The sequence below is a fragment of the Hydrogenophaga sp. SL48 genome (assembly GCF_021729865.1).
Lineage (GTDB): Bacteria > Pseudomonadota > Gammaproteobacteria > Burkholderiales > Burkholderiaceae_C > Hydrogenophaga.
The window spans coordinates 5,336,617-5,361,666 of the sequence record NZ_CP063400.1 but is presented as its reverse complement, the minus strand read 5'-3'; the positions used below and the strand labels follow the sequence as shown (position 1 = coordinate 5,361,666).

25 protein-coding genes are annotated in these 25,050 nt (G+C 69.0%); 13 read left to right on the top strand and 12 right to left on the bottom strand.

Going from position 1 to position 25,050, the window contains the following annotated elements; all coding sequences use genetic code 11:
* Positions 1-159 precede the first annotated feature (159 nt).
* Positions 160-864, top strand: coding sequence for a response regulator transcription factor (locus IM738_RS25555; RefSeq protein WP_236963794.1), 705 nt, complete (start codon positions 160-162; stop codon positions 862-864).
* On the top strand, positions 861-2,228 hold the full coding sequence (locus IM738_RS25550) for a sensor histidine kinase (protein ID WP_236963793.1): 1,368 nt from the start codon (positions 861-863) through the stop codon (positions 2,226-2,228). Before IM738_RS25555 ends, IM738_RS25550 begins: the two co-directional genes overlap by 4 nt.
* Before the next feature lie 168 nt (positions 2,229-2,396).
* On the opposite strand, the gene IM738_RS25545 is transcribed toward IM738_RS25550, so the two are convergent.
* The 9 genes from IM738_RS25545 to IM738_RS25505 all read right to left on the bottom strand — a co-directional run bounded on the left by IM738_RS25545 (position 2,397) and on the right by IM738_RS25505 (position 11,001).
* Positions 2,397-3,491, bottom strand: a complete 1,095-nt coding sequence (locus tag IM738_RS25545) for an ABC transporter ATP-binding protein (RefSeq protein ID WP_236963792.1) — start codon at positions 3,489-3,491, stop codon at positions 2,397-2,399.
* A 3-nt stretch (positions 3,492-3,494) separates the two neighbouring features.
* Positions 3,495-4,355: a carbohydrate ABC transporter permease gene (locus tag IM738_RS25540; RefSeq protein WP_236963791.1), complete on the bottom strand. Its 861-nt coding sequence runs from the start codon at positions 4,353-4,355 to the stop codon at positions 3,495-3,497.
* Positions 4,345-5,223 carry a carbohydrate ABC transporter permease gene (locus IM738_RS25535; protein WP_236963790.1) on the bottom strand — a complete coding sequence of 293 codons (879 nt, stop codon included), beginning with the start codon at positions 5,221-5,223 and terminating at the stop codon, positions 4,345-4,347. The genes IM738_RS25540 and IM738_RS25535 overlap by 11 nt, the downstream gene beginning before the upstream one ends.
* A complete protein-coding gene (locus tag IM738_RS25530; RefSeq protein WP_236963789.1) occupies positions 5,223-6,491 on the bottom strand; it encodes an ABC transporter substrate-binding protein in 1,269 nt (422 codons plus the stop codon). The genes IM738_RS25535 and IM738_RS25530 overlap by 1 nt, the downstream gene beginning before the upstream one ends.
* 100 nt (positions 6,492-6,591) lie before the next feature.
* Positions 6,592-7,842, bottom strand: a complete 1,251-nt coding sequence (locus IM738_RS25525; RefSeq protein ID WP_236963788.1) for an ABC transporter substrate-binding protein — start codon at positions 7,840-7,842, stop codon at positions 6,592-6,594.
* A gap of 151 nt (positions 7,843-7,993) precedes the next feature.
* Positions 7,994-8,974: a glucokinase gene (glk, locus tag IM738_RS25520; protein WP_236963787.1), complete on the bottom strand. Its 981-nt coding sequence runs from the start codon at positions 8,972-8,974 to the stop codon at positions 7,994-7,996.
* A 133-nt stretch (positions 8,975-9,107) separates the two neighbouring features.
* Positions 9,108-9,548, bottom strand: a complete 441-nt coding sequence (trxC, locus tag IM738_RS25515; protein ID WP_236963786.1) for a thioredoxin TrxC — start codon at positions 9,546-9,548, stop codon at positions 9,108-9,110.
* A 79-nt stretch (positions 9,549-9,627) separates the two neighbouring features.
* Positions 9,628-9,822, bottom strand: a complete 195-nt coding sequence (locus IM738_RS25510) for a DUF2905 domain-containing protein (RefSeq protein ID WP_236963785.1) — start codon at positions 9,820-9,822, stop codon at positions 9,628-9,630.
* Positions 9,823-9,831: 9 nt separating this feature from the next.
* Positions 9,832-11,001, bottom strand: a complete 1,170-nt coding sequence (locus tag IM738_RS25505) for a class I SAM-dependent methyltransferase (protein ID WP_236963784.1) — start codon at positions 10,999-11,001, stop codon at positions 9,832-9,834.
* Here IM738_RS25505 and IM738_RS25500 point away from each other — a divergent pair.
* Genes IM738_RS25500 through IM738_RS25485 form a run of 4 tightly spaced genes read left to right on the top strand, consistent with a single transcriptional unit; the run spans position 11,000 to position 13,960 of the window.
* Entirely contained in the window at positions 11,000-11,791 is a 792-nt protein-coding gene (locus IM738_RS25500) for an SDR family oxidoreductase (protein ID WP_236963783.1), read from the top strand. The two genes, IM738_RS25505 and IM738_RS25500, sit on opposite strands and share 2 nt — an antisense overlap.
* Positions 11,792-11,803: 12 nt before the next feature.
* Entirely contained in the window at positions 11,804-12,187 is a 384-nt protein-coding gene (locus IM738_RS25495) for a dihydroneopterin aldolase (protein ID WP_236963782.1), read from the top strand.
* A 5-nt stretch (positions 12,188-12,192) separates the two neighbouring features.
* Positions 12,193-13,224: a tRNA 2-thiocytidine(32) synthetase TtcA gene (gene ttcA / locus IM738_RS25490; protein WP_236963781.1), complete on the top strand. Its 1,032-nt coding sequence runs from the start codon at positions 12,193-12,195 to the stop codon at positions 13,222-13,224.
* Positions 13,225-13,276: 52 nt separating this feature from the next.
* Positions 13,277-13,960: a DUF4136 domain-containing protein gene (locus tag IM738_RS25485; RefSeq protein WP_236963780.1), complete on the top strand. Its 684-nt coding sequence runs from the start codon at positions 13,277-13,279 to the stop codon at positions 13,958-13,960.
* A 114-nt stretch (positions 13,961-14,074) separates the two neighbouring features.
* Here the strand turns inward: IM738_RS25485 and IM738_RS25480 are convergent, their stop codons facing one another.
* Positions 14,075-16,438: a hybrid sensor histidine kinase/response regulator gene (locus IM738_RS25480; RefSeq protein ID WP_236963779.1), complete on the bottom strand. Its 2,364-nt coding sequence runs from the start codon at positions 16,436-16,438 to the stop codon at positions 14,075-14,077.
* Positions 16,439-16,548: 110 nt separating this feature from the next.
* Between IM738_RS25480 and IM738_RS25475 the strand changes: the two genes are divergently transcribed.
* The 7 genes from IM738_RS25475 to IM738_RS25445 all read left to right on the top strand — a co-directional run bounded on the left by IM738_RS25475 (position 16,549) and on the right by IM738_RS25445 (position 22,395).
* Complete coding sequence (locus IM738_RS25475) at positions 16,549-17,187, top strand: histidine phosphatase family protein (RefSeq protein ID WP_236963778.1); 639 nt, start codon at positions 16,549-16,551, stop codon at positions 17,185-17,187.
* Positions 17,171-18,337, top strand: a complete 1,167-nt coding sequence (locus IM738_RS25470; RefSeq protein ID WP_236963777.1) for a DSD1 family PLP-dependent enzyme — start codon at positions 17,171-17,173, stop codon at positions 18,335-18,337. Before IM738_RS25475 ends, IM738_RS25470 begins: the two co-directional genes overlap by 17 nt.
* A 123-nt stretch (positions 18,338-18,460) precedes the next feature.
* Complete coding sequence (locus IM738_RS25465; RefSeq protein WP_236963776.1) at positions 18,461-18,604, top strand: hypothetical protein; 144 nt, start codon at positions 18,461-18,463, stop codon at positions 18,602-18,604.
* On the top strand, positions 18,601-18,870 hold the full coding sequence (locus IM738_RS25460) for an AlbA family DNA-binding domain-containing protein (RefSeq protein ID WP_236963775.1): 270 nt from the start codon (positions 18,601-18,603) through the stop codon (positions 18,868-18,870). Before IM738_RS25465 ends, IM738_RS25460 begins: the two co-directional genes overlap by 4 nt.
* Positions 18,789-19,574 carry an AlbA family DNA-binding domain-containing protein gene (locus tag IM738_RS25455; RefSeq protein ID WP_236963774.1) on the top strand — a complete coding sequence of 262 codons (786 nt, stop codon included), beginning with the start codon at positions 18,789-18,791 and terminating at the stop codon, positions 19,572-19,574. The genes IM738_RS25460 and IM738_RS25455 overlap by 82 nt, the downstream gene beginning before the upstream one ends.
* Complete coding sequence (locus IM738_RS25450; protein WP_236963773.1) at positions 19,565-20,500, top strand: ATP-binding protein; 936 nt, start codon at positions 19,565-19,567, stop codon at positions 20,498-20,500. Before IM738_RS25455 ends, IM738_RS25450 begins: the two co-directional genes overlap by 10 nt.
* Positions 20,501-20,667: 167 nt before the next feature.
* Entirely contained in the window at positions 20,668-22,395 is a 1,728-nt protein-coding gene (locus IM738_RS25445; RefSeq protein ID WP_236963772.1) for a lysoplasmalogenase family protein, read from the top strand.
* On the opposite strand, the gene IM738_RS25440 is transcribed toward IM738_RS25445, so the two are convergent.
* Together IM738_RS25440 and IM738_RS25435 are read right to left on the bottom strand one after the other, a co-directional pair.
* Positions 22,396-24,048: a rhomboid family protein gene (locus IM738_RS25440; RefSeq protein ID WP_236963771.1), complete on the bottom strand. Its 1,653-nt coding sequence runs from the start codon at positions 24,046-24,048 to the stop codon at positions 22,396-22,398.
* A 41-nt stretch (positions 24,049-24,089) separates the two neighbouring features.
* Complete coding sequence (locus IM738_RS25435; protein WP_236963770.1) at positions 24,090-25,049, bottom strand: SPOR domain-containing protein; 960 nt, start codon at positions 25,047-25,049, stop codon at positions 24,090-24,092.
* Position 25,050 lies beyond the last annotated feature (1 nt).

The window sequence follows — 25,050 nt, the reverse complement described above, 5'->3', positions numbered from 1 at the left end:
GGAGGGGGACGGCACTGGCCGTCCGTCCTGAGCTTGTCGAAGGGCGGCCCGGCGGTGCCCCTGGGCGGCACCGCGTCATGCGTCGGGGTGGCGCTCCGGCGCCATGCAAAGCCGTTTGAGCGTGTAGGCCCGCATCAAAAGCCCGGATAATTTGGCCGCATGGCCCACCTGCTGATTGTTGAAGACGACGAACTGCTGCGCGACGGACTGAGCGCCCAGCTCATGCAGGCGGGTCACCGCATCGACACCGCCGCCGACGGCGAGCAGGCGCTGGAGCGCCTGCAGAACGACGCGTTCGAGGGCGTGGTGCTCGACCTGGGCCTGCCCAAGCTGGACGGGCTCACGGTGTTGCGGCGGCTGCGCCTGCGCTTGCCCGCCCTGCCGGTGCTGATTCTCACCGCACGCGACGGCATCGAGGACCGGGTCGAAGGCCTGAACGCCGGGGCCGACGACTACCTCACCAAACCATTCAACCGCGACGAGCTGCTGGCACGACTGCAGTCGATGCTGCGGCGCGCCAGCCTGCCCGCCTTCGGCCCTGCCGCCCCCCCGCCGCCACCGGCCACCGGCAGCCTGCGCGTGGACCCGGTGCTGCCGCGCGCCTGGCTGGGCAACGAGGCCATCGAGCTGACCCAGCGCGAGTGGTCGCTGCTCGACCTGCTGGTGCGCCACAGCGGGCAGGTGGTCAGCCGTGAAGACGTGCTGGCGGTCTGGCAGTCCGAGCCGGGCGAAGCCGGCGGCGTGGCGTCCAACGCGCTGGAGGTGTACGTGCACCGCCTGCGCCGCAAGCTCGCGGGCTCCACGCTCAACATCCGCAACATCCGCGGCCTGGGCTACCTGCTCGAATCGGCCGGCCCGCCATGACGGCGAGCACGCCGGGCCTGTCGCTGCGCCGTCAGCTGCTGATCTGGCTGCTGCTGCCCCAGCTGGTGCTCTGGGCCGGGGGCGGCCTGCTGGCCTACCGCATCGCCCTCTCGTACGCCGAGAAGGGCATCGACCAGTCGCTGACCCAGTCGGTGCGGGCGCTGGCGCGCCAGGTCAAACCCATCGGCTCCGGGCTGCTGATCGACTTTCCGCGCGCCGCGCAGGACGTGCTGGAGCAGGACCCGGACGACCGCATCAGCTACATGGTGTCGTCGCCCCCGGGCCAGTTCCTGCTGGGCAACCAGCGCCTGCCGCAGCCCCGGGGACTGACCCCGGTGCCTGGCGAACCGCTGCTCTACAGCGCCTCCTTCGAGGGCCGTGCGATGCGGTTTGTGGCCATGGACCTGAACTACGGCGAAGACAACTCGCCGCAGACCATGCGCGTGCAGGTGGGCAAGAGCCTGGCGGTGCAGCAGCGCATCGCGCGCGAACTGATCGCCGACATGCTGGCGCCGCTGCTGGCGGCCGGCGTGCTGCTGAGCCTGGCGGTCTACGGCGGCATCCAGCGCGGCCTGGCGCCGCTGACGCGCCTGACAGCGCAGCTGGAGCACCGCTCGGTCAACGCGCTCTCGCCCATCGGCATGACGCAGGCGCCCAACGAGGTGCACGCCCTGGTGCAGGCCATCAACGGCCTGCTCGACGAGGTGGCGCGCAACGTGAACCAGGAAAAGCGCTTCATCAACGACGCCGCCCACCAGCTGCGCACACCGCTGGCCGGGCTCATCAGCCAGGTGGAACTCGCACAGCGGGAGACCGCAGACCCGGTGCTCGGCGCGCGCCTGAACAAGGTGCGCACCGGCGCCGAGCGCAGCGCCCACCTGGTGCACCAGTTGCTCACCCTGGCGCGCACCGAAACCACGGCCCGGCGCGAGACGCTGGACCTCGCCGCGCTCGCCCGCGAGGTGGCCCGCGAATGGACCCCCAAGGCCGTCGCGTCGGGCGTGGACCTGGGCTTTGAAGGCAACGACCACCGCGAGATGCAGGGTGACGCCCTGCAGCTGCGCGAAGCGATGGCCAACCTGATCGACAACGCCCTGCGCTACACGCCGCGCGGCAGCGCGGTCACGCTCAAGGTCGAGGCCCATGGCGACAGCACCCGCCTGATCGTCGAAGACAACGGCCCGGGGCTCAGCGACGGCGACATGGCCCACGTGTTCCAGCGCTTCTGGCGCGCCAGCGAACAACCCGGCGGCTGCGGCCTCGGCCTGGCCATCGTGAAGGAGATCGCGCGGCGCCACGGCGGCGACGCGCAGGTGGAACGCGTGGTTCCACAAGGCCTCAGGGTCATTCTGACCCTCACGTGAAGGCGCTCAGAGGCTGAGAGTTTTTCGGGCGTGTCCGAGCAACACCCCAAAACGTGCCCGATCAAGGCGCAAAGCACAGCCATAGCTCGGGCTATGGCGCGCATTTGCAACGCGGAGCGGGGGCGTTTTGGGGTGGTGAGCGGGCATGGGCGAAAGACTCTCAGCCTCTCAGGGCGCGTGGTGCGCGTCCATCTCCTTGAGCCGCACGCCCGACTGGTGGTCGAACCAGTTGTTGTGGCGGCCGCTGACCGTCATGCCGGCGGTGTCGCCCACCTGGATCTTGGTGTTGGCCGGCGCGCGCACCGTCATCAGGCCCACCGCCGTTTTCACCACCACATAGGTGTCGGCCCCGGTGGGCTCCACCAGCACCACCTGGCCGCGCCAGGGCGCGTCGTCGCTCAGGTGGATGTGCTCGGGCCGCTGGCCCAGCGTCACCTGCGGCACGTCCGGGCAGGGCAGGTCCAGCGAACCGCCTTCAAAGACAAACTTGCCGCTGTCGCCCGAGCGCTCCACGGTGCCGGGGATGAAGTTCATGGTGGGCGAACCGATGAAGCCCGCCACGTAGGTGTTGGCCGGGCGACGGTAGATCTCGTCGGGCGTGTCGATCTGCTGCAGGATGCCATCCTTCATCACCGCGATGCGGCTGCCCAGCGTCATGGCCTCGATCTGGTCGTGGGTCACGTACACCGTGGTGATGCCGCTCAGGTGGTGCAGGCGCTTGATCTCGGCGCGCATTTCCACGCGCAGCTTGGCGTCGAGGTTGGACAGCGGCTCGTCGAACAGGAAGAGCTGCGGGTCGCGCGCCAGGGCGCGGCCCATGGCCACGCGCTGGCGCTGGCCGCCCGAGAGCTGGGCCGGGCGGCGGTCGAGCAGGTGGCTGATCTGCAGCAGCGCGGCGACCTCTTCGATGCGCTTCCTGCGCACCTCGACCGGCACCTTGCGCATCTCCAGCGCGAAGCCGATGTTGTCGGCCACCGTCATGGTCGGGTACAGCGCGTAGCTCTGGAACACCATGGCGATGTCGCGCTGGGCCGGCGCCATGCCGATCACGTTCTTGCCGGCGATGTGCAGCTCACCCTCGGTGGGTTCTTCGAGACCCGCAATGATGTTGAGCAGGGTGGACTTGCCGCAGCCCGAGGGGCCGACCAGGATGAGGAACTCGCCCGGCTCGACGTCGATGTCGATGCGCTTGAGCACCTCCACCGTCTTGTCGCCCTTGCCGAACGCCTTGCGGATGCCTTTGATGTGCAGAGAAGAAGCCATGTGTTATCCCTTCACGGCGCCAGCCGTGAGTCCTTTGACGAAATATTGACCGGCGAGCACGTACACCAGCATGGTGGGCAGGCCAGCGATGATGGCCGCGGCCATGTCCACGTTGTAGGCCTTGACGCTGCTGGTGGTGTTGGCCATGTTGTTCAGGCCCACGGTGACGGGCTTGCTGTCGGCGCCGCTGAAGGCCACACCGAACAGGAAGTCGTTCCAGATGTTGGTGAACTGCCAGATCAGCGTGACCATCATGATGGGCGTCGACATCGGCACCACGATGCGCCAGAAGATGCGCCAGAAACCCGCGCCGTCGATGCGCGCGGCGTTCACCAACTCGCGTGGCACGGCGGTGTAGTAGTTGCGGAAGAACAGCGTGGTGCCGGCCATGCCAGCCAGGCAGTGCACCAGCACCAGCCCCGCGATGGAGCTGGAGATGCCGAGCCAGCCCAGCACCTGGCTCATGGGCAGCAACACCACCTGGAAGGGCATGAACACGCCGAACAGCAGGAAGCCGAACAGCACCTCCGAACCCCGGAACTTCCACATGCTCAGCACATAGCCGTTGATCGCGCCCCAGGCGGTGGAGATCAGCACCGCCGGCACGGCCATGATCACCGAGTTCCAGAAGTAGGGCTGCAGGCCGCGGCAGTCCACCCCGGTGCAGGCGGTGGACCAGGCCAGGCGCCACGATTCGAAGTTCAGGCTGTTGGGCAGGCTCAGCAGGTTGCCCGAGCGGATCTGCTCGGCGTCCTTGAGCGAGGTCGCGACCATCACGTACAGCGGCGCCAGGAAGAACAGCGCGGCCACCAGCAGCAGGCTGTAGGTGAACAGGCGACCGAAGGAAAAGGATTTAGCGGTCATGAGGTTTCGCCCTGAGTTCGCTGTACAGATAGGGAACGACGATGGCCGCGACTGTCGCCAGCATCATGGTGGCGCTGGCCGCGCCCAGGCCGATCTGGCCGCGCGTGAAGCTCATGGTGTACATGAAGGTGGCGGGCACGTCGGTCGCGAAACCGGGTCCGCCCGCGGTGAGCGCCATCACCAGGTCGAAGCTCTTGATCGACAGGTGCGAGAGCACCAGCACGGTGGAGAACACCACCGGCCGCAGGATCGGCAGGATGATGCGCCAGTAGATCAGCGGCAGCGAGGCGCCGTCGATCTGCGCGGCCTTGATGATGCTGTCGTCGATGCCGCGCAAACCGGCGAGGAACAGCGCCATCGCAAACCCGGCCGACTGCCAGATGCCCGCGATCACCACGCAGTAGATCGCGTAGTCCGACTGCACCAGCCAGTCGAAGCTGAAGGTCGTCCAGCCGAGGTCCTGCATGAGCTTCTGCAGGCCGTCGCTGGGGTTGAGGATCCACTTCCAGGCGGTGCCGGTCACGATGAACGACAGCGCCATGGGGTAGAGGTAGATGGTGCGCAGCAGGCCTTCGGCGCGGATCTTCTGGTCGAGAAAGATCGCCAGCACCATGCCCACGGCCATCGAGCCGCCGACGTAGAGCACGCTGAAGATGCCGAGGTTTTTCAGGGCCACGTACCAGCGGTCCATTTCCCAGAGCGCGGCGTACTGGTCCAGGCCCACGAAGTTCTCGTAGTTGGGCAGCATGCGCGAACCGGTCAGCGAGAGCACGCCGTTCCAGATCATGAGCCCGTAGATGAAGGCGAAGCCCAGCACGAAGGCCGGGGTGATCACCAACTTGGGCAAGAGGGTTTCAAAGGATTTCATCAGTAGGATTTCTGCGATGGCGCCGACAGGGCCGTCAGCTGGCTTTGCACCTCGCTCACCGTGAGCTTGTCGTTGTTCCAGAAGTCCGACACCAGCTTGCGCATGGACGCTTGCTGGGCCGGGGTGAGTGCCATGCCGTGGGCCACCGAGGGCACCAGGGCACCGCTGCGCGAGGTGGCCGCGAAGTCGCGGGCCGACACCTTGGCGCAGTCGTCGAAACGGTCCAGCGGCATGTTCAGGCGCACCGGGATCGAGCCCTTGCGCAGGTTGAAGCGCTCCTGGAAATCCTTGCCCATCAGCAGGTAGGCGAGGTAGCCCTGCGCCTTCTGCGCTTCCCAGCCCTTGAGCTGGAACATGGCGAACGAGTCCACGTTGTAGGTGTAGGCCTCGGCCGTGCCCGGCGCGGGCACGCAGAGGAAGTCCTTGCCGGGGGTCTGGCCGGCGGCGATGAACTCGCCTTTGGCCCAGTCGCCCATGAACTGGAAGCCGGCCTTGCCGCCGATCACCAGCTCGGTGCTCAGGTTCCAGTCGCGCCCGGGGGACGCGGCGTCGGTGTAGGGCTTGATGCGGCGCATCAGTTCGAGCGAGCGCCGCATGGCGTCGCCCGACAGCGCGGCGGGTTCGAGGTTGACCAGCGCGCGGGTATAGAGCGCCGGGCCCCCCACGCCAAGCACGATGGACTCGAACAGGGTGAAGTCCTGCCAGTCCTGGCCGCCGTGGGCGACCGGGATGAAGCCGGCCGCGCGGATGCGGTCGGCGGCGGCGAAGAACTCGTCGAAGCTGCGGGGCGCGGTCGCCACACCCGCCTTGCGCAACACAGCGGCGTTGGCCCACAGCCAGTTCACGCGGTGCACATTGACCGGCACCGCCACGTAGCGGCCCTTGTGCTTCATCTGGTCGGCAACCACCTTGGGCAGCACGTCGTCCCAGCGGTCGAACGAGGCCATGGCGTCGAGGCTGGTCAGGGCGTTAAGTGCGGCCCATTCCTGGATCGCGGGGCCCTTGATGTTGGCGGCCGCGGGCGGCTGGCCCTGGAGCACGCGCTCGCGCAGCGCGGCCATGGCGTTCTGTCCACCACCACCGGGCACGGTGAAATCTTTCCAGCTGTGCCCGCGCTGGGCCATCGAGGCCTTGAGCTCGGCCACCGACTTGGCTTCGCCACCGGACGTCCAGTAGTGAAGCACCTCCACCTCACCCGCGATGGCGGGCGCACCCACCAGCAGGATCGTCACCGCCAGCGCGCGTTGCAGAACGGCAGACAAGGTCATGGACATGGAGGAAAAAAGGGAGGCAAAAAAAGACCTGTCCGGGCCGACACGGCGCCGGACAGGTGTTTCGGAGGGCACCGCGCGGTGCCCCGGTGCACGCTTACTTGGTCGCTGCGGCTTTGGCGATGTTCTTCACACCGTCGGCCACCGAGATCTTGTCGTCGTTCCAGAACTGGCTCACGGCGTCCTTGATGGCGCCTTCGGCGGCCGGCGCGATGGCCATGCCGTGGGCCACGGAGGGCACCAGGCCACCGCTCTTGGCGGTGTCCACGAAGTCCTTGCTGGAGAGCTTGGCGCAGTCGTCGAACTTGTCCATCTTCATGTTCAGGCGGACCGGGATGGAACCCTTGTTCAGGTTGAACACTTCCTGGAACTCAGGTCCCATGATGGCCGCGGCCAGGTCGCCCTGGGCCTTCTGTGCGGTCGCGTCCTTCAGCTTGAACATGGCGAAGGAGTCCACGTTGAAGGTGTAGGCGTTGGCGGTGCCGGGGGCGGCGGCGCAGATGTAGTCCTTGCCGGGCACCTTGCCGGCGGCCGAGAACTCACCCTTGGCCCAGTCACCCATGAACTGGAAGGCGGCCTTTTCCTGGATCACCATGGCCGTGGCCAGGTTCCAGTCGCGGCCAGGGGCGGCCGGATCGGTGTAGGACTTGATCTTGCGGAAGGTTTCCAGCGACTTGGTCATGGTCGGGCTGGTCAGGGCCTTCTGGTCGAGCTTGACCAGCGCGTCCTGGTAGAACTTGGCGCCACCGACGCCCAGCACCACCGATTCGAAGGTGGTGAAGTCCTGCCAGTTCTGGCCACCGTGCGCGACGGGGATCAGGCCGGCTTTCTTGACCTTCTCGGCGGCGGCAAAGAACTCGTCCCAGCTCTTGGGGGCGCCCGCCACGCCAGCCTTTTTCAGCACGGCGGCGTTGGCCCACATCCAGTTGACGCGGTGCACGTTGACCGGGGCGGCCACGTAGTTGCCCTTGGACTTCATCACGTCGGCCACCACCTTGGGCAGCAGGCTGTCCCACTGCTCGGCCTTGGCGACGGCGTCCAGGTTGGCCAGCACGCCTTCGGCGGCCCATTCCTGGATGGCCGGGCCCTTGATCTGGGCGGCGGCGGGCGGGTTGCCCGACACGACGCGGCTCTTGAGCACCGTGGCGGCGTTGTCACCACCACCACCGGCGACCGCGAAGTCTTTCCACACATGGCCCTTGGCCTGCATGATTTTTTTCAGCTCGGCAACCGATTTGGCTTCGCCGCCTGAGGTCCAGTAGTGCAGGACCTCCACGTCACCGGCCAGCGCCGCAGAGCCGGCCACGGTGAGGGCCACGGCCATCGCGAGTTTCGAGAGTTTCAGCATCATGTCTCCAGATAAGAAGGGGTTGCTGCGTGAGCCAGAGGCCGCAGCGGTGTTCCATCCAGAGAGACACCATGTCACCCCGGATGCATTAATTTTTCATTAATTAATATATCAGGGCATCGGGAAAAACCCGTGGTCACGTCACAAAGTTTCAATGCGGCGATTCGAGGGCGCGCGCGGCGCCCAGGAGGGCCGGCGATTGGGTCGAGGTGATCACCCACACGGGGATGCCCGTCAGCAGGCTGGTGAAGCGGCCCTTGTTCTCGAAGCGCTCGCGAAACGGCGAACCATCGAACCAGGCGCCCAGACGCGGCACGATGCCGCCGCCCACGTAGACGCCGCCGCGCGCGCCCAGGGTGAGCGCCAGGTTGCCCGCCACCGAGCCCAGCATGGCGCAGAAGAGGTGCATGGTCTCCAGCGCCTGCGGGTGCCCGGCCTTGAAGGCCGCGTCGCTGACGGCCGCGGCGCTGTCCAGCCCCTGGGCGGTGACGCCATCGGCCTCGCACAGGATGGCGCAAGTGTCCACCAGCCCCTGGCCGCAGCACACGCGTTCGGAGGAGGCGTGGCCATAGCGCCGGATCAGGCCGTCCATCACCAGGCGCTCGCGCGCGGTGGTGGCCGGCAGCGTGACGTGGCCGCCCTCGCCTTCCAGCGGAATCCAGCCGCCGAACCCGTCGGGCACCAGCCCCGACACACCGAGCCCGGTGCCGGCGCCGACCAGCCCCATGGCCACGCCCGGCGCCGGCGCACCGCCGCCGACCTGGCGCAGCTCGTCGGCGGGCAGGTCGGGCAAGGCGAGCGCGAGTGCCGTGAAGTCGTTGAGCAGCCGGAAGGTCTTCAGGCCGAACTCGGCCACCACGGCCGACTGCGCAAACGACCAGTGGTGGTTGGTCATGCGCACCTGGTCGCCGGTGATGGGGTTGGCGATGGCCATGCCCACGGCCGCCGGCGCCCCGCGGCCCAGGCCGTCGATGTAGGTGCGCATGGCGTCCTGCAGCCGGGGAAAGTCCGCGCAGGGCAGGATGCGGATGTCCGTGATCGGGGCGCCGGGGGCCGACTGCCAGGCAAAACGGGCGTTGGTGCCGCCGACGTCGGCCAGCAGGCGGGGGGTGTCAGGTGGGTTGGGGGACATGGGTGAGGGCTCCACAGGTGCTGACCCGGCACGGTACCCGATACCGGCCATGAGCAACAGGGGATTATGCCGAACCCGTAACCAAGTTACATGTGGGTGGCGCCGCCCACCCCGGGCCGGACGTCCCCGCGGCTCAGGCGCGCTGCGAGCGCGCCCAGCGCACGATGTCGGCCGCGCCCATGGCGCCGGGCTGACGCGCGACCTCGCGGCCGTTCACGAACAGCGCCAGGGTCGGGATGCTGCGGATGTTGAGCCGCGTGGCCAGGGCCTGCGCCTCTTCGGTGTTGACCTTGGCCAGCCGCATCTGCGGCTCCAGCTGCTGCGCAGCCTGCTCGAAGGCGGGGGCCATCGCGCGGCAGGGGCCGCACCAGGGCGCCCAGAAATCGACCAGCACCGGGACCTGCGAGCGCGCGATGTGTTTCTCGAACGCCGCTTCGTCCAGCGCCGCCGGGTGGCCGGTGAACAAGGGCTGGTGGCATTTGCCGCAATCCGGATCGCCGCCCAGATCGGCGCTGGCGACGCGGTTGGTGGTGTGGCAGTGGGGGCAGACGATGTGCAAGGAATCGGTGGACATGCAGGGGGCTCCAGTGGGGTTTCTCCGCAGTTGGGCGCCGCAGCACCGATTTCAAGACACCCCTCAGGGTATCAACCCCTCAGAGGATCTGGCCGATCAGGCTGGCCACGAAGCTCAGCAGGATGGTGGTGGTGAGCGGGATGAACCACTCGCGCCCGAACGCGCGGAACCGCAGGTCGCCCGGCAGCTTGCCGAAGCCCAGCTTGTGCAGCAGCGGCGTGAACCAGCTGATCAGCAGCAGGGCCAGGAAGATGACGATCATCCAGCGGATCATTCGCGGACCCTACAGCCGGTGGGTTCTGTCACCGGCGGTGAACCCGATCGGGTCCCAACCGGTTTCGCTGCCGGCGGGCGCCAGGCCGATCACCTTGAACAGCTCGCCCATCTCGTGCTCGTTCACCAGCTTGCCCAGCATGGCGTTCTCGCGCGCGCCGGCGTCCTTCGCCACATCGAGCAGGCCGCAGTTGATCAGGAAGCGGCCCTGGCTCGTGTAGCCCAGCACGCTCATGCCGGCGCCCTGCGCGGCGAGCGCGATGCCGGTGAAGTTGACGTGGGCGGTGATGTCCTTCTCGCCCACATCGGCCAGCGGGTCATCGTCGCTCTGGTGCGCGCGGTGGCAGATCAGCGTGCCCATGTGGCGCTGCGGGTGGTAGTACTCACCCTCCGGGAAGCCATAGTCGATGAAGAACGCCGCGCCGCGCCGCAGGCGGTCGGCCAGGGTCTTGATGAAAGCCTCGGCCTGCGGGTGGATCTCGGTCAGGTAGTCGTGCGGCCCTTCGATGTCCAGCGGCGGGCGCAGCGCGGTGCTGCGGTCGGCCCAGATCAGTCGGCCATCGGGCGCCTCCACCACGCCGCGCTCGTTCCACACACCGTGGTCCTGCCCACCCACGCGCTGCAAGAGTTGCACCGGCATCGCGTCCAGCACCTCGTTGCCCAGCACCACACCCTCGAGCACTTCGGGCAGCGCATCCGCCCAGTGAACCACCGCAGCGTGCGACGCCAGCGTGGCGCGCTGGCGCTCGCGCAGGCTGCCCGAGAGATCGACGATGGTGTAGCGGCGCGGCGCGCGGCCCATCGCCATCAGCGCGTCCAGCACCTGCAAGGCCAGCGCGCCGGTGCCGGCGCCGAACTCCCAGACCTCATCCGTGCCGGTCGCGGCGAGCGCCTGCGCCACCTGGCGCGCCAGCGTGTGGCCGAACAGCGGTGACAGCTCGGGCGCGGTCACGAAGTCGCTGCCCTGCCCGGCCACGCCCGCAGGCATCTGGCCGAATTTGGGGTTCTGGTTGGCGTAATAACCCAGCCCTGGCTCGTACAGCGCCATGGCCATGAAGCGGTCGAACGGCAGCCAGCCGCCCGACGCGCGGATGGCCTCGCGAAGGCGCGCCAGCAGGGCGCTCGTTAAACTTGACGGTTCGCTCACAGATTCGGTGTTCACCCTGACATTGTCCGCCATGCCCCGCGCCACGCCCCCTTCGCCACCCGCTCCGCGCACCGTGCTGGTCACCGGCGCGGGCAAGCGCCTGGGCCGCGAGATCGCGCTCACGCTGGCGCGCGCGGGCTGGAACGTGGCAGTGCACCACCGGCAGTCGGCCACCGAGGCGCAACAGACCGCCGCCGACTGCGACGCCCTCACCGGCCGCCCTGGCAGCGCCGCGCCGTTCTTCGCCGACCTGGGCGACGAGGCCAGCGTGCGCGCCCTGCTGCCCGCCGTGGTGGCGCGCTTCGGCCAGGTGGACGCGGTGGTCAACAGCGCCTCGCTGTTTGAACACGACAGCGCACAGAGCTTCGGCTTTGCCGCGATGGACCAGCACCTGCGCACCAACACCGGCGCCGCCATCCTGCTGGCGCAAGCGCTGCACACGCACCTGCTGCCCAGCGAACGCGACGGCGCCGTGGTCAACCTGCTGGACCAGAAGCTCTGGAACCAGAACCCCGATTTCTTCAGCTACACGCTCTCCAAGGCCGCGCTCGAAGCCGCCAACACCATGCTGGCCATGGCGCTGGCGCCGCGCGTGCGCGTGGTCGGCGTGGCGCCGGGCCTCACGCTCACCAGCCACCTGCTGAGCAACGACAAATTCGCCGAACTGCACCGGCAGTCGCCGCTGGGCCGCTCGTCCACGCCCGAAGACGTGGCCGCGACCGTGGCCTTCGCCCTGACCAACCGTTCCATCACCGGCACCACGCTGCTGGTCGACGGCGGTCAGCACCTGATGCGCTTCGAGCGCGATTTTTCGCTGATGTGATCGGCGCACCCCATGACCACACCCCAAGCGCCGCAGGCCGGCACCCAGATCCTGGCCCTCACCGGCCTGCGCTTTGACGCCAACCTCGGCATCCTGGAGCAGGAAAAGACCACCCCACAACCGATCCAGGTGGACGCCGAGCTCAACCAGGGCACCCAGCCGCTGCTGCCACACGACGACGACATCTCCCACGTGCTCGACTACCGCAAGGTGCGCCAGATCATCATCGACGAGTGCACCGCCGAACACGTGAACCTGCTGGAGAGCCTGATCGGCAAGCTCACGCGCCGCCTGATGCAGCTGCCCGGCGTGATCGGCGTGCGGGTGAAGATCGCGAAACTTGAAATTTTTGAGGATTGCGAAGTCGCGATCCGCATGGAAAGTGGACAGTGGTGAACAACATGGATCAGACACTCAATACCACCTGGATCGCATCCGGCACCGACGACAGCCCGTCACCCGAGGTGGTTCATGGCGCCGCCAGCAAGCAACACCGCGAAAACCACAAGCTCGAAAAGCGCCTGTGCCGCGAGGTCGGCCGCGCCATCGTGGACTTCAACATGATCGAGGAAGGCGACCGCGTGATGGTCTGCGTCTCGGGCGGCAAGGACAGCTACGGCCTGCTCGACATCCTGCTGAAGCTGCAGGCGCGCGCGCCGATCAACTTCGAGATCATCGCGGTCAACCTCGACCAGAAGCAGCCCGGTTTCCCCGACCACATCCTGCCCGAGTACCTCTCGAAGCTCGGTGTGAAGCACCACATCGAGACGCAGGACACCTACTCCATCGTCAAGAAGGTGATCCCCGAGGGCAAGACCATGTGCAGCCTGTGCAGCCGGCTGCGCCGCGGCATCCTGTACCGCGTGGCCAAGGAGCTGGGCGCGACCAAGATCGCGCTCGGCCACCACCGCGACGACATGCTGCAGACGCTGTTCCTCAACATGTTCTTCGGCGGCAAGCTCAAGGGCATGCCGGCCAAGCTGGTGAGCGACAACGGCGAGTTCATGGTGATCCGCCCGCTGGCCTACGTGCCCGAGAAAGACCTGATCCGCTGGGCCGAGGTCAGGCAGTTCCCCATCATCCCCTGCACGCTCTGCGGCAGCCAGGAGAACCTGCAGCGCAAGCAGGTGGGCAACATGCTGCGCGACTGGGACAAGAAATTCCCCGGCCGCCTGGAGAACATGCTCACGGCGCTGCAGAACGTGGTGCCCAGCCACCTGATGGACCGCAAGATCTTCCCGTTCGCGGCCCTCGAAGTCACGGGCGAGGCCGACGAAGACGGCGACAAGGCGTTTGACGACGAGGAGCTGCCCCCGCTGGTGCCGCCCGTCGACGTGGACGCCGACGACATGCCCGGCGCCGGGCCCGTTGACGCCCCGACCGGCGGGAACGAAAGCCGCACGCGGCCGGTCATACCGATCGGCGTGGCCTGAGGCCCGTCGCCCATTCCACCCAGGGGCGGGCCATCCCGCTGGAGAATCCGCGATGCACACCGACACCCCCTCCTTGATGCCACGCCGCTGGACCACCACCGCCACGCTCGCGGCCTTGCTGCTCGGCGGCTGCGCGAGCACCTACCGGGTGGACAGCCAGGTCGAGAGTTTTGCGCGCTGGACCGAAACGGGCACCGCAGCCACCGCGCCGGCGGCCCTGCCCCAGGCGCCCCAGACCTACCGCTTCGAGCGCCTGCCCTCGCAGCGCGAAGGCGGCGGTTCGGCGGCCGCCCGGCAAACCACCCTCGAATCGCTCGCTCGCGACGTGCTCGCCCCCCTGGGCTGGACGGCGGTGGACGGCAACGCCCCATCGCCCTGGACGGTGCAGGTCAGCGCCAGCGGTCAACGCCAGGTTCGTTCCCCCTGGGACGATCCGTCGCCCCACTTCTGGCCCATGTTTGGTTTTGGCGTGGGTGGACAAGGCGCGCGCTTCGGCGGCCAGCTGGTCTGGGGCCCGATGTTTCCGTACCACGACCTGCCGTACTACGAACGCAAGGTGTCGATCGTGGTGCGCGACGCCAACAGCGGACGGGTGGTCTACGAAACCCGCGCCGCCCACGACAGCCGCTGGAACGACTCACCCGCGCTCTGGCGCGCCATGATCAGCGCCGCGTTGCGCGACTTCCCCCTGCCGCCGGCGGGTGTGCGCGAGGTGATCGTGGACCTGCCCCGCTGAAACGGGCGCAGCGGCAGCGGCTGGGGGCGCCTCGTTTCGCCGCAGGGCCGCCCCAAGGCGAAACAGCCCCCTCGGGGGGCAGCGACCCGCGCAGCGGCGGAGCGTGGGGGCGACCTACCCCGGGTCGAGCAGCTGCCGCACCGACTCGGCCAGCGCGTCCATGCTGTCCTGCTTGCCCAGCACATCGCTCACGCCCACCGCCTGGGCCTCGTTCACCAGCTGCTCGTTCACATGGCCCGACACGATGGCCATGCGCTGCGAAGGACGCAGTTCGCGCACCGCGCGCACCAGCTCGACACCGCTCATGCCCGGCATGTTCTGGTCGGTCACCAGCAGGTCGACGGGCTCCTGCGAACGGCGAAACCAGTCCAGCGCTTCTTCGCCCGACACGAAGGTGGTCACGCGGTAGCCGTGCTTGCGCAGCAGGCGTCCCGCCAGGAACACCAGCGCCTCGTAGTCGTCCACATACACGATGTGGCGCCCCGCGGCGGCTGGGGCCGGGGCCGGGGCCGGGCCGGGCACCTGCCCGGACGGCGCTTCGGCCGTGGCCGCGTTCGAGGCCAGTGGCAGGTACACGTCGAAGCGCGCGCCCTCACCCGGCATGCTGTGCACCGCGATCGCACCCCGGTGTGCCTTGACGATGCCGTGCACCACCGACAGGCCGAGCCCGGTGCCGCTGCCCGGCGCCTTGGTGGTGAAAAAGGGCTCGAAGATGCGGCGCTGCGTGTCGGCGCCCATGCCCGGGCCGTTGTCGGCCACGCTGAGGCACACGTAAGCCCCCGGGTCGATGCCGCCCAGCTTCAGGGCCAGCGACGCGTCCACCGGGGTTTCGCGCAAAGCCACGGTGATGTCGCCCGGCTGCGCCCCCATGGCCTGCCAGGCGTTGGTGCACAGGTTCATGAGCACCTGCTGGATCTGCGTGGCGTCGGCCAGCACCGGCATCGCCGCGGCGCCCAGGCGCGTGTTCAGGCGCACGCCCGCCGGCAGCAGCGAACGCAGCAGGCGCAGGGCGTCTTCCACCAGCGGCAGCAGCGGCTGGCGTTGCAGCTCCTGCGTCTGGCGCCGGCTGAACGCCAGGATCTGCTGCACCAGCTGGCGCGCACGGATCGCGGCGCGGCCGATCTCGGTCAGGCTTTCCTGCGCCAGGTGGTCGGGCCCCACGTCTTCTCGCGCGAGCGCCAGGTTGCCCAGGATGGCGGCCAGCAGGTTGTTGAAATCGTGCGCCACGCCACCGGCCAGCGTGCCGATGGCTTCCATCTTCTGCGATTCGCGCAGCTGCGTCTCCAGCGCACGCTGGTGGGCCTCGGCGGCCTTGAGCTCGGAGATGTCGGTGTGCGTGCCCACCATGCGCAGCGGTCGGCCCTGGTCGTCGCGGGCGATCACCATGCCACGCGACAGCACCCACTTCCAGCTGCCGTCCTTGCACCGGATGCGGTGCTCGTTGCGGTAGACCGGCATGCGTCCGTCAAAGTGGGCGGCGCGGTCGGCCTGCATCTGAGGCACGTCGTCGGGATGGGTTCGCTCATCCAGCTCGTTCGAGTCCTGGAGCAGCTCGCCGTCCGTGTACCCGTACATCGCCTTGATGCGCGGCGACACGTACTCCGCTCCGGTGACGATGTTCCAGTCCCACACCCCGTCGCCCGCGCTGTCCAGCGCCAGCTTCCACAGCGCCTCGCTCTCGTGCAGCGCGATCTCGGCCCGCTTGCGGTCGGTGATGTCGAGCAGCAACCCCACCCGCACCTGCCCCCCGTCCTCGTGCGCCACCGTGTCCGAGCGCCGGTACAGCCAGCGCTCGGTGCCGTCGGGCAGGACGATGCGGTACTCGAAGCCGATGTCCGGCAGACCCGCATGGATGCGCCGGATGTGTTCGGCAAACCGGGGCGCGTCGTCGGGGTGGCGGTAGCGCGAGAGCACGTTCGCATCGCGCAGCACGTCTTCCGGCGTGAGCCCGTAAATCTGCTGTACCCCGGCGCTGACGAAGCGGTACACCGGATCGCCCTCGTCGGGCACCTGCACCACGAACACCATGCCGGGAATCTGGGTGGTCAGCAGGCGAAGGCGTTCTTCGCTGCGGGCAAGCGCCTCCTGCGCCCGAACCCGCTCGGTGATGTCCTCCACGGTGCCTTCGTAGTAGAGCACCGCGCCCGCCGCGTCACGCACGGTGTGGGCGTTTTCATTGATCCACAGGTGCCCCCCGTCGGTGTGGCGCACCACCTCCGAGACCAGGCCGCGCACGTACCCGTCGCGCGCCAGCAGCGCTTGAAAACGCGCACGCTGCCCCGGCGTCGCATACCAGTCGCTGTGGGCCCGGTTCACATCGATCAGCATGGAGCGTTCGTCTTCATAGCCGTTGATGCGCACCAGCGCCGGGTTGGCCCGCAGCATCTCGCCCGCCGCCGAGCTGCGGTAGGCACCGATGGGCAGGAACTGGAACAGCGAGGAAAAATCCGGCGCCGGTGCCGGTGCGGATGAGGACATGCCCGTATTCTGGGCGAAACAACCCGCCAGCGCCCACGCTGTCGGGTGGTCAGACCCCGGGTGAACAGCTAAAGTGCAGGCCAATTCCGCCGCTTTTGACAGGTTCCCCCTTGCAAGTCACCCGCATCCTCGCCGTGCGCCACGGCGAAACCGAATGGAACCGCGACACCCGCATACAGGGCCACACCGACATCGGGCTCAACGGGCGCGGTCGCCGCCAGGCCGAGCTGCTCGCGCAGTCGCTGCGCGACGAACCCATCGCCGCCTTCTACGCCAGCGACCTGAGCCGCGCCCTGGAGACCGCACAGGCGGTCGCCCGCGCGCGCGGCCAGACCGTGGCCACCCACACCGGCCTGCGTGAGCGCGCCTTCGGTCGTTTTGAAGGCCAGACCTGGGCCGACCTGGAAGCCCGCTGGCCCGAGGACGCGCTGTCCTGGCGCAAGCGCGTGCCCGACTTCGTGCCCGCGGGCGGCGAGTCGCTGCTGCAGTTGCGCGAGCGCGTGATCGCCACGGTGGAAGAACTGGCCGCGCGCCACCCCGGCGAGCAGGTGATGATGGTCGCGCACGGCGGCGTGCTTGACATCCTCTACCGCGCCGCCACCCGGCTCGACCTGCAGGCCCCGCGCAGCTGGGTCATGACCAACACGGCCGTCAACCGCCTGCTGTGGTCGCCCGAGGGCCTGAGCCTGGTGGGCTGGGCCGACACCTCGCACCTGCAAGACGCTTCGCTCGATGAAAGCACCACCTGACACCTGGCAGCGTGCGCAGGCCTGGGTCGGCCAGGGTGTGGACGCCATCGACACGCCCTCGCTGGTCATCGACCTCGATGCCATGGAGCGCAACCTCGCGCGCATGGCCACGTTCGCGCGCGAGCGCGGGCTGCGCCTGCGGCCCCACGCCAAGATGCACAAGAGCGCCGAGCTGTCCCGGCTGCAAATGGCGCAGGGCGCGGTCGGCGTCTGCGTGCAGAAGACCGACGAGGCGCTGCGGCTCGCGGCAGCGGGCGTGGGCAACATCTACATCAGCAACGAAGTGATCGCAGCGCACAAGCTTGAGCGGCTGGCGGGGGCGGTGCGCGACCGCGCGGCCCGTTTCGCCCTCGCGGTGGACAGCGCCGAGGGCATTGACCGGCTCGCGGCGGCGCTGCAGGCGGCGGGTGTGCATGAAGCGGCGGCCATCGACGTGTTCGTCGAGATCGACGTCGGCCAGGGCCGCTGCGGTGTCCCGCCGGGCGAAGCCGCGCTCGCGCTCGTGCGCCTCATCCACCAGCACCCTGCGATGCGCTGGGCCGGCCTGCAGGCCTACCACGGCGGTGCCCAACACCGCCGCGGCGCGGCCGAGCGCGCCGATGCCATCGCCGCCTCGGCCCAGGCCGTGCGCCTGACACTCGACGCGCTGCGCCAGCACGGCCTCCATGCCCCGCTGGTCACGGGCGCGGGCACCGGCAGCCTGGTGAACGAGGCCGCCAGCGGGCTCTGGGGCGAGCTGCAGGCCGGCTCCTACCTGTTCATGGACGCCGACTACGCGACCAACGAACGAGACGCGGCCTCGCCGGTGTTCGAGCACGCGCTGTTCGTCAAGTCGCAGGTCATGAGCCGCAGCGCGGACCACGCGGTCTGCGACGCCGGCCACAAGAGCCACGCCATCGACAGCGGCCTGCCACGGGTCGCCCACCCCGCCGGCCTGGTGTTCGCCAACGGCGGCGACGAACACGGGGTGCTCCGCGCCGCCGCCCCCGGCGCCCCGCTGCCCGCGCTGGGCGACACGGTCTGGCTGATCCCCGGCCACTGCGACCCCACGGTCAACCTGCACGACTTTTTTGTCGGCGTGCGTGGGGGTCTCACACAGGGCCATGTCGAGCGCCTGATCACCATCGACACGCGGGGTGCGTTGGCCTGAGTTTGAAGGTCCCCACGGCGTTCATCCAGTTGCTCGGAACAACTCAATTACCCGAAATCGGGCGGATTAAACTGCCAGCTGACCCGCGATAGACATGCGAGAAACGCTCCGCAACTAGCCTCCATGAGCAAATCCCACCACCTGTCCTGCTTCATCTGGATCACCCCGCCGCGCCCGCAGGCCAAGATCGACGCCAACCTGACAAAGGCCGAGGCCGAAATCCTGCGGTTGCTGAGCGAGGTCACCGCCGAAGCGAGCGTCCAATGACCGCGCTGGAACTGCTGCAAAACCTGAACCTGCTCGACGAAACCGAGCGCATCGAGGCCAAGCGCGCCAGCGAGGCCGGCAAGTCGCTGCTGGAAACGGTGTGCGCCTTTGCCAACGAGCCCGGCCTGGGCGGCGGCTGGTTGCTGCTGGGCGTGCCCTGTTCCCCAGCTACCAGGTGGAGGGCGTGCCACAGCCCGACAAGCTCTGCGCCGACCTCGCCACCCAGTGCCGCGAGACCTTCAACCAGCCGGTGCGCATCGAGCTGAGCACCGAGCAGGTGAACGGCCAGGCCGTGGTGGTGGCCTTTGTGCCCGAGGCGCAACCGCAAGACAAGCCCATCTTTTTCAAAGCCCAGGGCCTCCCCAAAGGCGCACTGCGCCGCGTCGGCAGCGTGGACCAGCACTGCACCGACGACGACCTGGCCGTGTTCTACCAAGGCCGTCAGCGCGAAAGTTTCGACGCCAGTCTGGTGCCCGACACCTCGCTGGACGACATCGCCCCCGAAGCCCTGGCCGACTACCGCCAGGCCCGCGCCGAAGCCAACCCCGACACCGAAGAACTGCGCTGGACCGACGAAGAACTGCTGCGCTCGCTTGGATGCATCGGCAAAGACGAACAAGGCGCCCTGCGCCCCTCCGTGGCCGGCGTCATGCTATTTGGCCAACCGCAGGTGCTGCGCCGCTGCTTCCCCATGACGCGGGTGGACTACATCCGCGTGCCCGGCCGCGAATGGGTGCCCGACCCCGAGCGCCGCTTCGACACCATCGAACTGCGCGACCCACTCTTTCGCCTGATCCGCCGCGCCCAGGCCGCCGTGCTCGACGACCTGCCCAAAGGCTTTGCCTTGAAAGAAGGCGACCTGCAGCGCCAGGACAAACCAGTGATCCCCCAACGCGTGATCCGTGAAGCGTTGGTCAACGCGCTCATGCACCGCAGCTACCGCAGCCACAGCCACAGCCGGTGCAGATAACTCGCTACGCCAACCGGCTGGAAATCCGCAACCCGGGCTTATCGCTCAAGTCGCCCGAGCACCTGGGCGAACCCGGCAGCGAGCCGCGCAACCCGCGAATCGCTGCCGTGCTGCACGAAACCCGCTTTGCCGAAACCAAGGGCAGCGGCATCCGTGTGATGCGCGACACCATGGAACAGGCAGGCCTGACGCCACCGCTGTTCGAGTCCGACCGCGGCAACGACCAGTTTGTGGCCCGGTACTTCTTCCACCACTTTCTGGGCGCCGACGACGTGGCCTGGCTGGCCCGGTTCAAAGACGCCCAGCTCAGCCCCGACGAAGTCAAGGCCCTTGTGGTCGTGCGCGAGGCTGGCGCCATTGACAACGCCAGCTACCGCGCCCTGAACAAGGTGGACACTCTCAGCGCCAGCGCCGCCTTGCGCTGCCTGCGCGACGCCGGTCTGCTGGCGCAAAAAGGCCGGGGCTCGGCCACCTATTACGTGCCCGCGGAGCGGCTGGGTCTGGGCGCCCTCGCAGGAGCGAGCGGAGCAGAGGTGTCTTTGTCTAGCAACCCCGCCACCCAGCAGCCCCAGAGCAGCGGCTTGTCTAGTAACCCCGGGGCCTTATCTAGCAACCCCCCGAGCTCCGACGGGCAAGACGCCGCCCGCACCGCCTTGCTGGACGACCTGCCCGGCTCCCTGGCCGCCCGTCTGGGCGCCATCGGCCAACGCCACCCGCCGCAGGAGATACAAGACTTGGTGGTGGCCCTGTGCAGCCAACGCGCGTGGCCGGTGGACGAACTCGCCCTGGTGCTGCGCCGCAACACCGAGGTGGTGCGGCAGAACTACCTGCGCCCGCTCATGCGCGACGGACGCCTGGTGATGACACGACCCGAGGAACCCAACGATCCGCAGCAGGCGTATCGGGCGGTGAGAAGCAGCGCATGACACGCCCCCCCAAAAACCAGAGCACATCGCTGACCACATTGCACGGAGTACCGCCTGAAGCGGTTTGCCCAGCGGGCAGCGTCCCCCATTCAAGCCGAACAACGTCTCAGCCCAATCAGGGTTGATGCCAGAGGCGCCTTCGAGCAGAGCCGACCAGAATGGCCGGCATGTCACCCAGCCAGGTCATCGTCTTCGCCACGCCGGTCTTCCTCCTGCTCATCGCCATCGAGTTCGCGGTCGGCCTGCGCCGCGGCCGCAACACCTACCGGCTGTCCGACGCGGTGTCCAGCATCGGCCTGGGCATGCTGAGCCAGGTCGCTGCCGTGTTCGCCCTGCTGCTGCGCCTGGGCATCTACACCGCCGTGTACACCCACGCCGCCCTGTGGCCCGACTCGGGCTTCTGGACCACGCCGGTGGGCTGGCTGCTGGCGCTGCTGGCCTACGACTTCCTCTATTACTGGAACCACCGCCTGGGCCACCGGGTCGGCGTGCTCTGGGCCGCGCACGTGGTGCACCACCAGAGCCAGCACTACAACCTGTCCACCGCGCTGCGCCAGCCGGTGAGCTACCCGCTGCTGGGCTGGGTGTTCTACCTGCCGATGGCGCTGGCGGGTGTGCCGCCGCTGGTGTTCGTCGTGGTCGGGCTGATCGACCTGCTGTACCAGTTCTGGATCCACACCGAGCAGATCGGCTCGATGGGCCGCTTCGACCGCTGGTTCGCCTCGCCCTCCAACCACCGCGTGCACCACGGCGTGAACGATCGTTACGTGGACAAGAACTACGGCGGCATCCTGATGCTGTGGGACCACCTGTTCGGCACGTTTGAACCCGAAGACCCGCGCGAGCCCTGCGTCTACGGCACGCGCAAGCCGTTGCAGAGCTGGGACCCGGTCTGGGCCAACCTGGAGGTCTACGCGGCGCTCGCCCGCGACAGCTGGCACGCCACGCGCTGGGGCGACAAGCTGCGCACCTGGCTCAATCCCCCGGGCTGGCGGGCGGCGGACGTGGCGGCGAAGCACCCGGTCGCGGCCTTCGACATCGCCGCCGTGCAGCGCTTCGACCCGCCGGTGGCGCGCGCCGTGCAGGTGTTTGCCGCGCTGCAGTTCGCGGTGTTGCTGGGCGGCGTGGCGCTCTTCCTCTGGCACGCCGACAGCAGCCCGCTGCTGCACAACGCCAGCGGGGCCGGTGTGCTGCTCGCGGGCCTGTGGGCGCTGGGCGCGCTGCTGCAGGGGCGCATCTCACAGGGCGAGTTGCTGCTGATCGAATGCGCGGCGCTCTCTGCGGCCACGGCGGCCACGGGCTGGGCCACGCTGCATCTGGTGTTCAAACCGCTGACCATGGGCATCGCACTGGCCCTGGTGGCGGCGCACCAGCGCTCGCGGCCGGACGCCCCGGGCAGCGCCTGGCTGCTGGCCGCGCTGTTGGCGTCGCTCGCGGGCGACGTGGCCCTGATGCTGGAGGGCCTGTTCATCCCCGGCCTGGTGGCCTTTCTGCTGGCGCACATCGCCTACACCCTGCGCTTCCGGCAGGACGCGCCCTGGCTGCCCCAGCGCCGCGTCTGGGCCGGCGTGAGCGCGCTGGGGACGATGGTGTACGCGCTGCTGTGGGCCGGCGGGCTGCCGCCCGGGTTGCGGGTGCCGGTGGCGGTCTATGTGCTCGCGATCACGCTGATGGCTTCGCAGTCGCTGGGGCGCGCCAGTGTGTGGCGCGACGGCCCCTCGCGCCTGGTCGCCGCCGGCGCCCTGTGTTTCATGGTGAGCGACACGCTGCTGGCGATCAACCGATTCGTCACCCCCCTGCCCGCGTCGGCGCTCTGGGTGCTCGGCAGCTACGGCGCCGCGCAGTGCCTGATGGTGATGGGCCTGCTGCGCGCCGCGGACACCGCGCGGGCCTGATCAGTCCGGCGCTTTCGCGCTGCGGTCTTTCAGCCGCTGGTCCACGGCCGTGAGCAGCTTGGAGAGTTCGGCCAACCGGGGTCGCGCCTGTGCCGGGTCCACCGAGCCGCGGGCCATGCCCAGTTCCAGCTCCATCATTTCCAGCAGGTACACGTTGCGGTTTCTCAGGTCATCCAGCAGCGGCAGCGCCTGCACCGGGTGCACGCGGTCCATGGTCTGCAGCACGCCGCGCACGGCTGGAATGTGGCGCTGCTCCAGCGCGTCAAGAAACCGGTCGTGCGGCAAACGCCCTTCCTTCCTGGCCTGGGCGTCCTGCTGCAGCGCTTTCTCGGCCGCCTGCAGTGGCGGCAACACCTCGCGCAGCATGGCCTGGTTCCCGAACAGTTCGCGGTGATCCACCCCGGGCTGTGCGGACCACACCAAGCCACCCACGCCCAACGCGGTCACGGCCACCGCCAGCACCTGGTGACCGAAGCGCTGAGTGAAGCTGGCCCGCTCGTCCACCAGCTCGACCAGCAGCCAGGCGATGAGCACGCCTACCACCAGACCGCCGACGTGGGCCGCGTTGTCGATGCCGGACCGGGTGAAGCCCTGCGCCAGCATGAAGACCACAAAGAGGCCCTGGCTGGTCAGCAAGCGTGTGGCCATCGCTTTGGGCACCCGCTCGCGGTGCTGGTACACCCCCGCCATCAACGCACCGAGCACGCCGAACACCGCGCCCGAAGCCCCCACCGACACCGCCTGCTGCGCCGAAAAATGCAGGCTCAGCGCGCTGCCCGCGAGCGCGGCGCCCAGGTAGATCAGCAGGAACTGCCCGTTGCCGAACCAGCGGCAGACCTGGCGCCCGGCGTCCCACAGCGCATACATGTTGAGCGCCAGGTGCATCACCCCGGCGTGCAGCACGGTGGCGGTGAGCAGGCGCCACCACTCGCCGTCGCGCACCACCGCCGTGGTCGAGTTGGCGCCCCAGGCGAACAGCTCGGCCGAGCTCGGCTGCATCGCGCTCAGGCCATTCAGCAGGTTGAGCAGCCACACACCGACGTTGACCGCCATCACCGCATACAGCGCCCAGGTCGAGGGCGTGCGCGCGTGCAGGCGCTCGTGAAATTCGGTTTCGGTCACGGCGGCGTCCATGAGGGCCCGGGCCGCGGCCAGCGACTGCGCCCCCGCGTACCGCCGGAAGGCCTGCATCAAGGCCGCCAGCGCCGGCTCCCGGTCTGCCTTGCGCAGCGGACCAAGGGTGATGTTGCGGTGCTGGCCCAGGCGAAGCAGCGAGCGCGTGCGGGCGAGCGAAGGCGCGCCTGGGTGCAGCACCAGCGTCACGATGGGCTGCCCCTGCACGGTCGCGTGCTGCACATCGCTGATCTCGCTCCACGGCACCGTGTGCCCCTGGAGCAGAAAACCGCCCACCCCCTGCGGGCCCACGCTCAGCACCGGCACAGTGCTGAACAGGGGCCGCAGCACCAGCCAGGCGACCCCGAGGAAGAACAGGGACAACACCCCCAGCAGGCCGCCCTTGCCGTTCGCCCCAATGTCCCAGGCGACCCAGCCCAGACCCACGGCCAGGAGCGCGGTGAGCAGCGCCGTCCACACCACCCCGCTGCGCCACGACGCGCGAAACACCTGGCTGCCGTCTGGCCGCAATGCCTCCATCACCATCCTCCCGGGGTTGCTGGCGCTCGCCGAGCGGCGCGTCAGGGCGCGTAGACCCGGGCTTCCAGGCCCAGCGTCCGCACCGTCTTGGCGGCCGCCTCGGCCTGTTCGCGCTGCTCAAACGGCCCCACCCGAATGCGGGTGAGCGTCCCTCGCGCCGACTCGACCGGGTCGTCCAGCACCGGCAGACCCGCCTCGGCCAGGCGCGCCTTCACCCGCTCGGCATTGCCCGCCACAGCGAACATGCCGACGTTGACCCCGAAACCCCGGGGCCGGGGGCGGATGCCCGGCGCCTCGGGAGCGGCAGGCCCCGGCGCAGCGGCCGGCGAAGCCACCGGGTGCTCGATCACGGGTTCGAGGTCGGGCTCGGGTTCGGGCCTGGACGGCGCCGGCTGGGCGGCCACGGGCGACGGCACGGCGGCAGGGCTGGCGACGGGCGACTGCGTCGGACGAGGCGGCGCGCTGGCGGACTCGCCCGCGGCCACGGGCACCCGCCACAGTTGCCAGACCACCCCGGCCAGCAGCGCGACGGCCAGGGCCACCGCCCCTGCGGCACCCAAGCCCCGAAGGCGCCACGCGTTCTCCGAACGCTCCAGCCGTTCCAGGGCCTCCTTGAAGGTGTCGGCCTCCTCGACTGCGAGCTTCGCGCGCTGGCGCAGGCCGGCGTGCAGCCAGGCCACCCCCCACAAGCCGGGCAAGGCGCACCAGAGCACGGCCACGGTCACCGTCAAGCCGACCCGCACCCCCGTGGGCACAGCGTCCGCGTGCGTCCAGAGCCAGCCCAGCGCGCCCGCCCCGGCGACCGCCAGGCTGGCCAGGGCCAGCACCGCGTCCCAGAGGCGCCAGTAGACCAGCCACGCCAGGTGGCCCACCGCCGCGCGCGTGCTCCAGACCACCCCCGAGCGACCACTTGCTTCAAAGCGGGTGAAGAAAGGCAGGTAAGCCAGGGCGCCGGCAGGACCCAGCGCCGCCCGGTACAGCGCCTCCGTGCCAGGCGGCATG